The organism is Ruegeria sp. ABV3_008, assembly GCF_056161185.1.
On the sequence record NZ_JBSWYP010000010.1, the window covers coordinates 24,041 to 38,129 of the forward strand.

The window sequence follows — 14,089 nt, forward strand, 5'->3', positions numbered from 1 at the left end:
AGGGCCTAGCGTCTGCGCTGCACCGGGTCAATGAGACGATCCGGATGAATCACGAGGAAAATACATGTTGATACCGGGAAATCCCGTCCCAGGCCTAAAAATTGAAACAGTCGGGCACGGGGTGTTCGATCTTGAGGCCGACAAAGGCGAAAACGGAACGCTGGTGATCCAGTATCGCGGCCTGCATTGCCCGATCTGCATCAAGCAGATGACCGAGGTCGAAGCGGCGCTGGATGATTTTGCCGCGCTGGGCGTCGAGGTCATCATGATCACAACAGATACCGCCGACCGCGCGGCTGAGGCCGCTGAAAAGGCCGGTGTGTCCCGACTGCGTATCGGGCACAGCCTGCCGCTGGCCGCCGCGCGTGAGGATTGGGGCCTGAACATCTCAACCGCGCGTGAAGGCAGCGCCGAGCCCGCCTTCTTTGCCGAGCCGGGGCATTTCTACATCGCCACGGACCGGACGCTGTACTACGCGTGGCAGCAGACAACGCCATTTGGACGTCCGGCGATGGCGGATATTGTTGGCGGTCTGAAATTCACCCTCGGCAACAACTATCCAGCGCGTGGTACCTATACCGGCCCGTTCTAGGCCTTATGGCAGCGAGACATCGACCCACACCAGCCGGTGACGGCTGGCGCGCTGGGCGATCTCGCGCATCGGGTCCTCAGGATTGGGCCAGAACACACCCGAGTTAACAACCTGCAGGTCAGCTGAGGGCAGGACAAAGTCCACCCTCAGCTCTCCGACAGCTTTCCAGTTCACAGTTGCGGCGTCGCCCTCTGCGGTCTTGGGCTGGGGGTCTTGCAAGCGGGGGTCGGAGAGAAGCGCGACGATGGTCTCGGTACGTCCGTCGCTCTTGCCGGGGTCCAGATTGGCGTCGCCTGCGATGACAAAAGGGCCATCAGGAACGGGGCCAAGCCGCCCGTCCAGCAGCAGGGACCAGAACCGGATTTCATCGCGATTGCGCAGGCCATTGCGGTCCTCTGGCCCGTCGAAGACCGGCGGAGTGGCGTGAAAGGTCATCAGATTCAGATGACCAAAAGGCGTGGTGACGGGAACCACCCAATGCCCGGTGGAGGACAGCCTCTGCGCCGCCTGCGCCTGTGCTGAGGGGTAGGGCGCGCCATTCACGACCGGAAGTTCAGCCCCTGGAAGTTCTGACCACAGCAGAGACGCGAAATTCTGTGCCTCGTCCTGTGCGATCTCGTATCGGGACAGAACGGCCAGCCCACCATGACCCGTGAACAAGCCCCAGCCCTGTGAGTCGCCCGGTCCTTGGGTGCGTCCGTCTCCGTCCAGATCCAGACCGCTATCTATCCCGGTATTGGGCTGCACGGCAAAATGATGTGGAAAATCCAGACCGGCCGCGCGTAGCGCATCGGTCAAAGCGGCCAGCGCCCGACCATCTATATCCCAGTCGATCCCCTGCAACGCCAGAATATCAGGCTGGACGGCAATCAAGACGTCGACAACGGCCTGAACCTGTGCGTCATCGCGCTGAATATCGCGCAGCAGCAGCCCTGGGCCTTTGCGGCTGAGTTCGGTGTTAAAGGTGGCAACGCGCACGGTCTCTGCCTGTGCGGCCAGAGGCAGCATCAGCAGGATCAGGGTACGGATCATGCGGTCTGAGTGGACTCGGTCGTGGAATAGGCGCGGCGTTTCTCGACGATCAGCCCGGCAATCCGAAGGGTCGCCATGCCGCGCATGATCATGCTTGCAGGCAGGAAGGCCCAGGCGCACATGGTCCAGATCAGGGTCTGAGGGTTGCTCAGCGAGATCGGGAGCAAGGCATTTGTAAGCAGCTTCATCACTGCCGGGATCAGGAAGGGCAACAGGATGCCAATGCAGATGTTCAGGCGCCCGTCGCGTTGCAGGCGCGTTACCACGTCACCGCCCTTGGTCGGGTCGAACAGAGGCAGGTTAGTCCACACATTGAACGCTCCGTTTCCAGTCGGCCAGCCGCGCAGTTTCACAGCATAGGCGAAGCTTGCGATGGTCACCAATGCTGCCATGTAGGCGATGCTGGCAGCAACGCGCACAAGCTCAACCAACTGCTGAGACGCATCTGCAGGCAGCATCAAAACGATCAACCGAACCGGAGAATAGGGGAAATCCACCACATTTGCGACAGACAAGCCCATCGCGTAGGAAAAGCGGGTCATTTCGGTTGGCGCATAGGCGTTTTTGCAGATCAACGTCAGGAACGTGACCATCGACATCAGGCCAACGAAGCGCAAACGGTTCACCGGAGGCGCATCACGAAATTCGATAAAGCTTGGGAAGGCAGAGTTATATTCGGCAAAGGTCAGGATGAACGCGAGGATCGCGAGGAAGACAACGACCTCGGTCCCGTTCGTCGATGAAACTGGCAGGTACAACGCGGGGGTCAACACCATAACGGCGACCAAAATCCCACGTATCGCCGCCCCTGTCGTGCGTGCAATCACTATCCGAACCCTTTTTCAAACCGGAACCAGCCAATTCTGTGTCGGCTTCATTCCAACTTGTGCCCGTCGCCTGCGTTTAATGACGGATACCTCTTTCGACCAAACATGGACGATAAGCGGTAATTCGCTCAAGCCAGGGTGCAGATAACACGTGATTTCGGGCAAAATGATGGCGCAACTGGTGCGGGATTGCATCAATTTCGACGCAAATCCGACGTGTATCTCAATTTGAGACCTACATGTTGTGTTTCTCGGATTTTCAACCCCAAGAATGCGAGCGGAGCCGCCTTGGCGACTCCGTTAGGTTGAGTATCAACAGATTCGTCCCCAGAATCACACCCAGGGGCGGGCCTGACCGGCGTGATCCTCGAACTTGTCGATGTGATGGTCTTTTTCCATCGTCAGGCCGATATCGTCCAGACCGTTCAGCAAGCAGTGCTTGCGGTGCGGGTCTATGTCGAAGGTGATCTCAACACCGTCCGAGGTGGTGATCTTCTGATCTTCCAGATGAACGGTCATGCGGGCGTTTTCGCCTTTGTGCGCGTCATCCATCAGTACCGCGTGATGCTCTTCTTCGACCACGATGGGCAGGATGCCGTTCTTGAAACAGTTGTTGAAGAAGATGTCGGCGAAGCTGGTCGAGATCACGACCTTGATGCCGAAATCCTTGATCGCCCAAGGTGCGTGTTCGCGCGAGGAACCGCAGCCGAAATTGTCGCCGGCCACCAGAATCTCGGCCTCGCGATAGGCGGGTTTGTTCAGAACGAACTCTTCATTCTCCTGCCCGTCGTCGTGATAGCGCATCTCGTCAAACAGAACGACGCCAAGGCCGGACCGTTTGATAGTCTTCAGGTGAACTTTGGGGATGATCATATCGGTGTCGATATTGATCAGCGGCATTGGGGCGGCCACCCCGTGGACTTTGTCAAACTTTTCCATGTCTACACTCCTGCGGGGTAGGGCCGCGCCCGTGCCTCGCGTTTAAGCTTCTTTCGCTTCAGTTGTTTCGTCTTTGGGTGCGTTCTTGACGAAGAACGCCATGAAGACCAATCCGAACCCGTTAAACAGCATCTCGATGCCCAGGAAGATCCCCAGAATGCTCAGCAGGGCCTGCGGTTGCTGCCCGACATAGCTCCAGATGATGCCTGCGAGGACGATCGACAAGATGCCTGAGATCATCGTTGGCCAGAAAAACTGCGTTCCCTTCATCTGGAACGACAGAATGATCCGCGCGATGCCGCCTGCCATGAACAGGATCAGCATTACGGTCGCCAGCGTAAGCGTACCCTGCAGCGGGTGATCCAGAAAGGACCAGCCCAGAAACAGCATGACCGCACCCATGATGAGTGACAGGATTTTGTTGCCAACGCCTTCAACTGTGAAGCCGCCAACAACCTGCAGCACGCCCGAGATCAGTAGCAACACGCCGGTTACCACCGTCACGGCGACAGATGCCACGACAGGTGCGCCCAGCACAAAGATACCGAACGCTATGGATAGGAGCCCCAGCAGGAGCCATTTGATCCAGTCACTCATTTGTTCAATCCCTCAAATATCTAGATATGAGGGGACCTTACATCATTTCGCGGACGTCTGTCAGCCGTCCTGTGATTGCCGCAGCGGCAGCCATTGCCGGGCTCAGCAGGTGAGTCCGCCCACCACGCCCCTGACGACCTTCGAAATTGCGGTTCGAAGTCGCGGCACAACGCTCGCCCGGTTGCAGCTGGTCGGGGTTCATCGCCAGACACATCGAGCATCCCGCCAGACGCCATTCGAAACCGGCCTCTTTGAAGATTTCGGCAAGGCCTTCTTCTTCGGCCTGAGCGCGGACAAGACCTGAACCGGGCACGACCATGGCGCGCATGCCATCTTTGATCTTCTTGCCCTTCAGGATTTCCGCGGCGGCGCGCAGATCTTCGATGCGGCCGTTGGTACAGGACCCGATAAAGACGGTGTCGACTTCGACATCGCTCAGCTTCTGACCGGCTTCCAGGCCCATATATTCGATCGAACGGCGGGCCGCGTCGACCTTGCCGCCTTCGAAGTCCTCAGGGTGTGGGACGGTTGCGGTGATCGGCAGCACGTCCTCGGGGCTGGTGCCCCATGTGACGACCGGGGCGATATCTTCGCCGCGCAGCGTGATGACCTTGTCAAAATGCGCGCCTTCGTCGGTGTAGAGCGTTTTCCACCAGTCCAGTGCCGCCTCCCACTGAGCGCCTTTCGGAGCATGCGGGCGACCTTTGACATATTCAAACGTGGTTTCGTCCGGCGCAATCAGGCCTGCGCGCGCGCCGCCTTCGATCGCCATGTTGCAGACGGTCATACGGCCTTCCATCGACAGATCGCGGATCGCTTCGCCGCAATATTCGATGACATATCCGGTGCCGCCAGCAGTGCCGGTCTCACCGATCACGGCCAAAGTGATGTCCTTCGCGGTCACGCCCGGCTGCAATTTGCCGGTGATCTCGACCTTCATGTTCTTGGACTTCTTCTGGATCAGGGTCTGGGTGGCCAGAACGTGCTCAACCTCGGACGTCCCGATGCCGTGGGCCAGCGCGCCAAACGCGCCGTGGGTGGCGGTGTGGCTGTCGCCGCAAACAACGGTCATGCCGGGCAGGGTCCAGCCTTGCTCGGGGCCGACAATGTGGACGATACCCTGACGCACGTCATGCACCGGGTAGTAGTGAATGCCGAAATCCTTGGCGTTCTTGTCCAGCGCTTCGACCTGAATGCGCGATTCGGGGTTTTCGATCCCGTTCACGCGGTCCGGAGTAGTCGGAACGTTATGATCCGGCACGGCAATCGTCTTTTCAGGTGCGCGCACCTTGCGACCTGCCATACGCAGGCCTTCGAACGCCTGCGGGCTGGTTACTTCGTGAACCAGATGGCGGTCGATATAAAGCAGGCAGGTGCCATCATCGGCTTCATGCGCGACATGGGCATCCCAGATCTTGTCATAGAGTGTTTTGGGGGACATCGGTCCTCTCCCGTATGTAATGAGAAATAGCTGGCGAGGTGGCTTAGGCCGCCGATAGGCGGGCCAGAACCGTGCGGGCAGCCCCATAGAACCGTTCGCGCAACCGCGCGCGGTCTTCCAGATTCTGTTCTTGGGCTACATTGAGTCTCATATTCCGGTCAGATATAGACACTGGCCGAGTCTATCAAGGTCTTGTAAGGCCCCCAGATGCCAACAGGGCACATTCATGCGAGGCATCAGGCGTGCTTCATTGAAATGTCATGGGTCGCTTGCTACCTTGAATTTACCCTGCGCCGGGTTTTACGGCGCGCAGCAAAGGAGGACTATGTCCTGTCTCTACATACCCAGGCGGGTTTGCCCGCCGATGACGGGGCCAGTGTAATGGCCCACTCTCAGTCAATCAGCGACAAGCTGCTTGAGCGTATCCTTTCCTCACTTTCCGACGACAAGGCCGAAGACGTCGTGCAGATCAACCTGCAAGGCAAGTCTTCTGTTGCGGATCATATGGTGATTGCCTCGGGTCGGTCGACTCGTCAGGTCGCAGCCATGGCGGAAAAGCTGACGGATCGCATCAAGCAGGAATTCGGTTTCACCTCAAAGGTCGAAGGCAAGGATGCCGGCGACTGGGTGTTGATCGATACGGGCGATGTGATCGTCCATATCTTCCGCCCCGAAGTGCGTGAATTCTACCAGCTGGAAAAGATGTGGCAGCCTGCGGGCGGCAGCGCCTCAGCCAACTGAGGCGCCATCCCGGCCATTATTGAAGGGCCGGAGGCGAGAGAGATATGCGTATCAGCATAGTTGCGGTCGGGCGATTGCGCGCCGGACCCGAGAAAACCCTGCTTGACGATTACCTGACCCGTTTTGACCGCACCGGCCGTGGCCTGGGCCTTGGTCCTGCGCGGGTGATCGAGGTTGAAGACAAGAAAAACGCAGGGATGGGGGCTGAGGCCGGGTTGCTGCGCAAGGCACTGCCCAAAGGCGCTGTGATCTGTACGCTGGATGAGCGCGGACGGCTGATGTCCTCTCCCGATTTTGCCCAAAAGCTGGGGAACTGGCGCGACGCCGGGCGGCAGGATCTGGCGCTGATTATCGGTGGAGCAGACGGAATTGACCCGTCACTGCGCGCTGAGGCGGATTTTTCCATCTCATTCGGGTCCATGGTCTGGCCCCATATGCTGGTCCGTGTGATGTTGGCCGAGCAACTCTACCGGGCCGCAACCATCTTGTCGGGCGGCCCCTATCACCGGGTCTGAAACGGGTCTGACATGGCGCAGCTTCTGATTGTCTATCATTCGCGCACTGGCGGTGCTCGGCAAATGGCCGAAGCAGCGGCCGAGGCCGGTAGGGATGAGGCAGATATCGTCCTGAAAACCGCAGATCAGGCCGGACCCGAAGACTTGCTGGCCGCCGACGGCTACATTTTCTGCGCCCCCGAAAACCTCGCCGCGATTTCGGGCCTGATGAAAGAGTTCTTCGATCGCAGCTACTATCCCGTTCTGGGCCGGATCGAAGGCCGCCCCTACGCCCAGATGATCTGCGCCGGGTCTGACGGAGAGAACGCCGCCCGCCAAACCGCCCGCATCGCCACCGGCTGGCGGTTGAAAGAAGTACAGCCGCCTTTGATCATTTGCACCCATGCTCAGTCACCTGAGGCGATACTGGCTGAGAAGACAATCCCCGAAGACCAGCTGAATCTGTGCCGCGAGATCGGCGCGGCTATGGCGGCGGGGCTGAGCCTCGGGGTGTTTTGATCCTCAGTTCAAGTCGATGATCGTGGTGTCTTCGCTCCAACCGCCAACATTGTCGCGGGCTTGAATTTGCACCTGCGTGGTGCCTTCGGGAATCGAGACGCCGCTCAGTGAGCGGGTGAAGGGCTGTTCATCCACATGCGGGTGATGCAATACGCGCATACCAAGCTCGGCCCCGTCAATGTCCAGCACGCGCCAACCATCGGCGTAGTCATCCCATCCGGTATCCGGATGCCGGATCGTCACATCAAAACGCCACGTATCTCCGCTGCGGCTGGCCGAGACGCTCTCGATGGTCGGCGGATCGGCAAAAACGGGTGTGGCAAGGAAAGCGGTCAGAATCAGGTAGCGCATGGGCAGATCCTAAGGAATTGATTGCGAAATAGGGATCACGTCTTGGTGTCAGGTGGCAAGGTCAGAAGCACCGTTCGCGAATGTGATGCGAACTCACGCCGGTAGAGGACGCCGAATGTGATCACGGTGCCTATGATTAACGCAATGGGGCCAAGAAACCACGCGAGCGAGGCAAGCGCAAAGTAGGTGGCCCTGAGCGCGCGGTTGAAGCTGCGGGCGGCGGTCACACAAATTTCAGCGGCTTGCGCGGCGCGCGGGTAGGCTTCCGGGTCATCGGGATCATTCGGCACGGCTGCCATCAGGACGGCGCAGTAGCCAAACAGGCGGTGCGCCCAGACGTATTTCAGGAACGCGTTTGCCAGAAATAGGATCACGACGAGGATCTTGATCTCCCACACCAATGCAGGGGCGCTGCCAATGGCCAGATCGCTGGCAACGCCCGCCAGTTGCTCGGTATTGCCCAACAAGGCCAGTCCGCCGCCAATGGCGATCATCGTGGTTGAGGCGAAGAAGGTGCTGCCCTGCCGCATGGCTGCAACAACCTGTGCGTCGAACATGCGGGGCTGGCGGGTGACCATCTCGTGCATCCAACCGCGGCGGAAATCATCCATCATCATCGCAACGGACAGTTTGCCCGGCGATGGGTGTTCGATCTTCCAGCCGATCCCTTGCCAGGCCGCCAGCAAAAGCAGAACAGCCGCATAGTCCAGCGTCGAAAACATAAGCGCGCGATCAATCCAGGTCATGGCGCGACAGTAGGGTCAGATCTTAAAACTTGCCAGACGGAGAAATTGGTAATATTATTTTACCAAATTGGAGGATCAGCCATGGAAATGCCCCAGCCAAATCCTGAAGTGCTTGCGCGAAAGCAGGCCGTTCTGGCGCGATTGCTGCAGGTTTTGCCTGAGGATGCGGTGATTCACGACCCGTCAGAGACTCGGGCCTATGAGTGTGATGCGCTGACCGCGTATCGTTGCCCGCCCATGCTGGCGGTGCTGCCATCGACCACGCAAGAGGTCTCGGACGTGCTTCGCATTTGTCATGACGAGGGCGTGCCGGTGGTCCCGCGTGGCTCGGGGACTTCGCTTGCAGGCGGGGCGCTGCCGACGGCGGATTGTGTGATCCTTGGCGTGGCACGCATGAATGACGTGCTGGAGACCGACTATGATAACCGCTTCATCCGCGTTCAGACCGGCCGCACCAATCTCAGCGTGACCGGCGCGGTTGAAGAGGAGGATTTCTTTTACGCCCCCGACCCTTCATCCCAGCTGGCCTGTGCAATTGCGGGGAATATCGCGATGAATTCGGGCGGAGCGCATTGTCTGAAATACGGCGTGACCACCAACAACCTGTTGGGTGTGACCATGGTGATGATGGATGGCAGCGTGGTCGAGATCGGCGGCGCACATCTGGACTCCGGCGGTCTGGACCTGTTGGGGGTTATCTGCGGCTCGGAAGGGCAGCTTGGCGTCGTGACCGAGGCGACGCTGCGCATCCTGCGCAAGCCAGAAGGCGCGCGGCCTGTTCTGATGGGGTTCGATGACAATGAGGTGGCCGGTCAATGCGTCTCGGACATCATCAAGTCTGGCATCCTGCCGGTTGCGATCGAGTTCATGGATACGCTCTGCATCAAGGCGTGCGAGAACTTCGCCCATGCTGGGTACCCAGATTGCCACGCGCTGCTGATTGTCGAGGTCGAAGGCTCGGATGCCGAGATCGACTACCAGCTGTCGAAGATCGTCGAGATCGCGAAACGTCACAACCCGGTAGAACTGCGCGAAAGCCAGTCGGCTGAAGAAAGCGCCAAGATATGGTTGGGTCGGAAATCGGCCTTTGGCGCGATGGGTCAGATGAACGATTACATGTGCTTGGACGGCACGATCCCCGTCTCGGCGCTGCCACAAGTTCTGCGCCGCATCGGTGAACTGAGCGAGGATTATGGCCTGCCCGTCGGCAACGTTTTCCACGCGGGCGACGGCAATATGCACCCGCTGATCCTGTTCGATGCCAACAAACCCGGAGATCTGGAGAAATGCGAGGCGTTTGGCGCCGATATCCTGAAGCTTTGCGTAGATGTGGGTGGCTGCCTGACCGGAGAGCACGGGGTGGGCATCGAAAAGCGAGATCTGATGTCGCATCAATATAGCGCGGCCGATCTTGAGGCGCAGATGGCGGTGAAGGATGTGTTCGACCCGCAGTGGTTGCTGAACCCAGCCAAGGTGTTTCCTTTGGACGTGTCACAGGCGCGCCGGATGGCTGCGGAATAGGGGGCTCTGCCCCTATCCCCTCGAGGTATTTTAGAACAGAAGAAGTGTCATGAGACCTGAGACAGAAACGGAACTGGCCGAGATCGTGGCCGGGTTGCAGGGGCCGGTGCGTATTGCAGGTGGCGGGACGCGCGGGGTGGATGGCCCGGGGGCGGTTTTGAATGTGGACGGATTGCGTGGGATATCGCTCTATGAACCCGGCGCGCTGACTTTGGTTGCGCAGGCGGGAACTCCGGTGGCTGAGATTGACGCCGCGCTGGAGGCCGAAGGTCAGCAACTGGCGTTCGAGCCTGCGGACTATCGCGCGCTGCTCGGCACCTCGGGTGAGCCGACGATTGGCGGAGTTATCGCTGCCAATATCTCGGGGCCGCGGCGGGTGCAGGCCGGGGCGTGTCGGGATTTTCTGCTGGGCGTGCGCTATGTCGACGGACAAGGGCAGGTCGTGAAGAATGGCGGGCGGGTGATGAAGAATGTCACCGGCTATGATCTGGTCAAGCTGATGGCAGGCTCCTGGGGGACGCTTGGGGTGCTGACCGAAGTGTCGTTGAAAGTTTTACCTAAATCCGAAGCGGTCGTGACCCTGGGCGTGCCAGTTGCCCATGCGTCGGGCGCGGTTGAGGTTCTGTCTGCCGCTTTGAGGTCGCCTTATGAAGTGAGCGGGGCTGCCTTTGCCCCCGAAACAGGTCAGGCATTGCTGCGGGTTGAGGGGTTTGCGGACTCGGTTGCGTATCGTGTCGGACGATTGCAGGGCGTGCTGTCGGGGTTCGGCGAGGTAGCCGTTGTTGAGGATTCAGATACGACGTGGCGCGCGATCCGAGACGTGACCCCGTTCACGGGGAAAGAGGGCGATGTCTGGCGTATCTCGGTCAAGCCCAGCGATGCGCCGGAAATAACTGCGCGGCTTGAGGCGAATAAACTCCTGCTCGATTGGGGTGGCGGTTTGATCTGGGCTTTGGTGGATGAGGGCACCGATGTTCGCGCGCGTCTTGGCGGTTTTCAGGGCCACGCCTCTATTGTGCGCGCGAAACCCGAGACCGTTGAGGCGCTGGGCCGGTTCCAACCGGAGCCAGCACCGGTTGCGGCCCTGAGCCAAGGTTTGCGGCAGCGGTTCGATCCGCGGGCCCTGTTTAATCCGGGATTGATGGGGTAGGCCGATGCAGACGACTTTCACCGAAGAACAGCTGCAAGACCCGGCGATCAAGCGTTCGAACGAGATCCTGCGCAGTTGTGTTCATTGCGGGTTTTGCACCGCCACATGCCCCACTTATCAGGTGCTGGGCGATGAGTTGGACAGCCCGCGCGGCCGTATCTACCTGATCAAGGATATGCTTGAGAATGAGCGTGTACCGGACGAGAAGACGGTCAAACATATCGACCGTTGCCTGTCCTGTCTGGCCTGTATGACGACCTGCCCGTCAGGCGTGCACTACATGCATCTGGTCGATCACGCGCGCGATTATATTGAGAACAATTACAAGCGCCCATTGTCGGATCGTGTGCTGCGCTGGGTTCTGGCGCAGATCTTGCCCTATCCGATGCGGTTTCGCTGGGCCCTGATCGGGGCCAAGCTGGGGCGCCCGTTCCGGTTTCTGATGCCGGATGCTCGGCTGCGGGCGATGCTGGATATGGCGCCGAAACATATCCCTCCGGTCAGTCGCAATGACGACCCGCAGAGCTTTGCGCCGTCGAGCGCCCGCAAGAAACGCGTGGCCTTGATGACGGGCTGTGCGCAAAAGGCTTTGAACACGGATATCAACGACGCGACGATCCGTCTGCTGACCCGGTTGGGGTGCGAGGTGGTGGTGGCCGAAGGGGCCGGATGTTGCGGTGCACTGACCCATCACATGGGCAAAAGCAAGCAGAGCCACGCGGCGGCGGCAGGCAATATCCGTGCATGGGTGCGTGAGATGGATGGGGACGGGCTGGACGCCATCGTCATTAACACCTCGGGCTGTGGGACGACGGTCAAGGACTATGGGCACATGTTCCGAAATGACCCTCTGGCACAGGACGCGGCACGGGTGTCGGCCCTTGCGATGGATATCAGTGAGGTCCTGATGCAATTGGACCTGCCCGGGCAGTCGGATCAAGGGCTGACCGTTGCCTATCACGCAGCGTGTTCGCTGCAACACGGGCAGCAGATCAAGACCTTCCCGAAAGACCTGCTGAAACGCGCAGGCTTCAAGGTTGTTGAACCCGCTGACAGCCATCTGTGTTGTGGCAGTGCCGGCACGTACAACCTGATGCAGCCCGAGATCTCTGGCCAACTGAAGCAGCGCAAGGTACGAACGCTTGAGGCGAAGAAGCCCGACCTAATCGCTGCCGGAAATATCGGCTGCATGATGCAGATCGGATCTGGAACCGAGCTGCCGATCGTCCATACGGTAGAGCTTCTGGATTGGGCCACCGGAGGTCCCGAGCCGCGTGGTTTGCAGGCGGGTGGGGCGACCTCCGAGGTGCCTATTCTGCGCTAAGCAGCGATGATGCGCCTTGGCATCAGTTGAACAGGAAATTTCCGCCACGCCGACCTGCCCTATTTTCGCCCTACGCGACCCGTAGAACAGTTGACCGGAACGGATAGCCGGAGAACCGCGTGCGCAACTGGATCAAGGCCATCGTGCTGAGTGTGCTGCCAATGGCCGCCTCGGCGCAGGATACCGGGCTGAAAAGCCTCGAGACGTCGGATTCCGGACGGCAATGGATGGCCGTTGGGCGGCTGGATATTGATGGCACCGGGTTTTGTACCGGCGCGCTGATCTCGCCAACTCTGGTGCTGACCGCCGCGCATTGCCTGTTCGAAAAACACACCAAGAAGCGAATCGACCCGTCGCGGATCGAGTTTCTGGCGGGTTGGCGACGTGGGAGCGCTTCGGCCTATCGTCCGGCGCGTCAGGCCGTGATTCATCCGAAATATGTATACAATGGCAGGGCCACCAGCGACCGTGTCCGCTATGATCTGGCGTTGATTGAGCTCTGGCAGCCGGTTCGAAACACCACCGTTATTCCTTTTGAGACCGGCGCGCGCCCCGACCAAGGCGAGCAGGTGGGTGTGGTGTCTTACGCGCATGACCGGGCCGAGGCCCCGTCGCTGCAGCAGGTTTGCTCGGTCATGGCCGGGCATCGGGGCGTTTTGGTAATGTCCTGCGATGTCGATTTTGGGGCCTCTGGCGCGCCGATTTTCTCGCTGAGCGGAGAGCGTCCGCGTATCGTATCTGTGGTGTCGGCCAAAGCCGAGCTTAACGGGGAAAACGTGTCGCTGGGTACCGCGCTGGATGGATCGCTACAGCTGCTGCAGGCGGAACTGTCCAATCGCAATGGGTTTGGCCTGTCTTCGGGCAGCACCGGGTCTGGCAAGAATGTCGGGGCAAGGTTTATCCGGCCATGAGGAATGCCTTTGCCCTTTTCGTCCTGTGCGCCTCTTTGGTGGCCACGGCGGCGCAGGCCCAAAGCAACAAACGCACACTGACGGATCGCGATGACCTCTACGGGTGGGAGGCGATCGGCCGGCTTGATGTCGGCACGCGGTCTTTCTGTACGGGAACGCTGATTGCGCAGGACATGGTGCTGACAGCCGCCCATTGTGCCTTGGACAAACACACCGGACAGGCCTATGAGCCGGGCGAGGTGACGTTCCGCGCTGGGCTGAGCAATGGCGTTGCTCTGGCCGAGCGCAAGGTGGTGCAGATTGCCACGCTTCCAAGCTATGGGATCAATGACCCTCTGTCGTCTCAGGGTGTGCGCGAAGACGTGGCGCTGATGCGGCTGGATGAGCCGATCCCCTATTCGATTGCCGACCCTTTTGTTCTGTATCAGGGGCCCGTCATCGGCTCGGAACTCAGTATTGCCTCTTATGGGCGAGGTCGGTCCGAGGCCATAACGCGCGAAAAATCCTGTCGAATCCTGGATCGGCGAGACGGGCTGATCACCTTTGATTGCGATGTCACCTTTGGCTCATCGGGGTCGGCTGTTCTGACCAAAAACGGGTCGCGCTGGCAGATTTTGTCGGTTGTCTCCGCTATTGGCGAGAGTGGGGGGCGCAAGATCGGCTTTGGGATGGAACTGTCTCCGGTCGTCTCCGAACTCAAAGCGATCATGCGGCGCGATGCGCCCCGGCCCGAAGCTAAGATCCGCAGATTGCAGGTGGGTTCGGGCAAGTCCGGTTCAGGCGCGAAATTCATCAGCTCGGGCGGGGGTTGAACTCACGTAAATCGTTACCCATTTGATTTGTATCGGATCGCCACAACGGGGTCCGGTATCACCCGAGGCCCGTCCAGATTGGAGGGCTCAAC

At 59.6% G+C, this 14,089-nt stretch carries 17 protein-coding genes; 9 read left to right on the top strand and 8 right to left on the bottom strand.

Features of this window, described 5'->3' with window-relative positions; translation table 11 throughout:
* The first annotated feature begins 64 nt into the window (after positions 1 to 64).
* On the top strand, positions 65 to 592 hold the full coding sequence (locus ACXAH8_RS16515; RefSeq protein ID WP_475219897.1) for a redoxin domain-containing protein: 528 nt from the start codon (positions 65 to 67) through the stop codon (positions 590 to 592).
* Between the two features lie 3 nt (positions 593 to 595).
* On the opposite strand, the gene ACXAH8_RS16520 is transcribed toward ACXAH8_RS16515, so the two are convergent.
* From ACXAH8_RS16520 to ACXAH8_RS16545, 6 genes are all read right to left on the bottom strand, one after another.
* The gene (locus ACXAH8_RS16520; RefSeq protein WP_475219898.1) at positions 596 to 1,624 is read right to left on the bottom strand and encodes an endonuclease/exonuclease/phosphatase family protein; all 1,029 of its coding nucleotides are present in this window, start codon (positions 1,622 to 1,624) and stop codon (positions 596 to 598) included.
* The gene (locus ACXAH8_RS16525) at positions 1,621 to 2,451 is read right to left on the bottom strand and encodes a hypothetical protein (protein ID WP_475219899.1); all 831 of its coding nucleotides are present in this window, start codon (positions 2,449 to 2,451) and stop codon (positions 1,621 to 1,623) included. Before ACXAH8_RS16525 ends, ACXAH8_RS16520 begins: the two co-directional genes overlap by 4 nt.
* Positions 2,452 to 2,784: 333 nt before the next feature.
* Positions 2,785 to 3,390, bottom strand: a complete 606-nt coding sequence (gene leuD / locus ACXAH8_RS16530) for a 3-isopropylmalate dehydratase small subunit (protein ID WP_170472726.1) — start codon at positions 3,388 to 3,390, stop codon at positions 2,785 to 2,787.
* A 42-nt stretch (positions 3,391 to 3,432) separates the two neighbouring features.
* On the bottom strand, positions 3,433 to 3,987 hold the full coding sequence (locus tag ACXAH8_RS16535; protein ID WP_170379776.1) for an HdeD family acid-resistance protein: 555 nt from the start codon (positions 3,985 to 3,987) through the stop codon (positions 3,433 to 3,435).
* Positions 3,988 to 4,024: 37 nt separating this feature from the next.
* Positions 4,025 to 5,428, bottom strand: a complete 1,404-nt coding sequence (gene leuC / locus ACXAH8_RS16540; RefSeq protein WP_170459358.1) for a 3-isopropylmalate dehydratase large subunit — start codon at positions 5,426 to 5,428, stop codon at positions 4,025 to 4,027.
* 43 nt (positions 5,429 to 5,471) lie between these two features.
* On the bottom strand, positions 5,472 to 5,579 hold the full coding sequence (locus tag ACXAH8_RS16545) for an isopropylmalate isomerase (RefSeq protein ID WP_170528597.1): 108 nt from the start codon (positions 5,577 to 5,579) through the stop codon (positions 5,472 to 5,474).
* Positions 5,580 to 5,809: 230 nt separating this feature from the next.
* On the opposite strand from ACXAH8_RS16545, the gene rsfS reads away from it, so the two are divergent.
* From rsfS to ACXAH8_RS16560, 3 genes are read left to right on the top strand one after another with little or no spacing between them, the layout of a single operon-like run.
* Positions 5,810 to 6,169 carry a ribosome silencing factor gene (gene rsfS / locus ACXAH8_RS16550; protein WP_170379770.1) on the top strand — a complete coding sequence of 120 codons (360 nt, stop codon included), beginning with the start codon at positions 5,810 to 5,812 and terminating at the stop codon, positions 6,167 to 6,169.
* Positions 6,170 to 6,213: 44 nt separating this feature from the next.
* On the top strand, positions 6,214 to 6,684 hold the full coding sequence (gene rlmH, locus ACXAH8_RS16555; protein ID WP_170379769.1) for a 23S rRNA (pseudouridine(1915)-N(3))-methyltransferase RlmH: 471 nt from the start codon (positions 6,214 to 6,216) through the stop codon (positions 6,682 to 6,684).
* A gap of 12 nt (positions 6,685 to 6,696) precedes the next feature.
* Positions 6,697 to 7,182, top strand: a complete 486-nt coding sequence (locus ACXAH8_RS16560; RefSeq protein WP_475219900.1) for a flavodoxin family protein — start codon at positions 6,697 to 6,699, stop codon at positions 7,180 to 7,182.
* Positions 7,183 to 7,185: 3 nt separating this feature from the next.
* Here ACXAH8_RS16560 and ACXAH8_RS16565 read toward each other — a convergent pair whose 3' ends face one another.
* Both ACXAH8_RS16565 and ACXAH8_RS16570 read right to left on the bottom strand, forming a co-directional pair.
* The gene (locus tag ACXAH8_RS16565; RefSeq protein WP_475219901.1) at positions 7,186 to 7,533 is read right to left on the bottom strand and encodes a hypothetical protein; all 348 of its coding nucleotides are present in this window, start codon (positions 7,531 to 7,533) and stop codon (positions 7,186 to 7,188) included.
* 35 nt (positions 7,534 to 7,568) lie between these two features.
* A complete protein-coding gene (locus ACXAH8_RS16570; RefSeq protein WP_170484917.1) occupies positions 7,569 to 8,279 on the bottom strand; it encodes a DUF599 domain-containing protein in 711 nt (236 codons plus the stop codon).
* Positions 8,280 to 8,360: 81 nt separating this feature from the next.
* Here ACXAH8_RS16570 and ACXAH8_RS16575 point away from each other — a divergent pair, with 81 nt between their 5' ends.
* From ACXAH8_RS16575 to ACXAH8_RS16595, 5 genes are all read left to right on the top strand, one after another.
* Entirely contained in the window at positions 8,361 to 9,800 is a 1,440-nt protein-coding gene (locus ACXAH8_RS16575) for an FAD-linked oxidase C-terminal domain-containing protein (RefSeq protein ID WP_170555215.1), read from the top strand.
* 49 nt (positions 9,801 to 9,849) lie between these two features.
* Entirely contained in the window at positions 9,850 to 10,950 is a 1,101-nt protein-coding gene (locus ACXAH8_RS16580) for an FAD-binding protein (protein WP_475219902.1), read from the top strand.
* 4 nt (positions 10,951 to 10,954) lie between these two features.
* Positions 10,955 to 12,274, top strand: coding sequence for a glycolate oxidase subunit GlcF (gene glcF, locus ACXAH8_RS16585; RefSeq protein WP_475219903.1), 1,320 nt, complete (start codon positions 10,955 to 10,957; stop codon positions 12,272 to 12,274).
* A 119-nt stretch (positions 12,275 to 12,393) separates the two neighbouring features.
* Positions 12,394 to 13,185: a trypsin-like serine peptidase gene (locus tag ACXAH8_RS16590; RefSeq protein WP_475219904.1), complete on the top strand. Its 792-nt coding sequence runs from the start codon at positions 12,394 to 12,396 to the stop codon at positions 13,183 to 13,185.
* Positions 13,182 to 13,997 (top strand): trypsin-like serine peptidase, encoded by an 816-nt coding sequence (locus ACXAH8_RS16595; protein WP_475219905.1) that lies wholly within the window; start codon positions 13,182 to 13,184, stop codon positions 13,995 to 13,997. Before ACXAH8_RS16590 ends, ACXAH8_RS16595 begins: the two co-directional genes overlap by 4 nt.
* Positions 13,998 to 14,089: the final 92 nt, after the last annotated feature.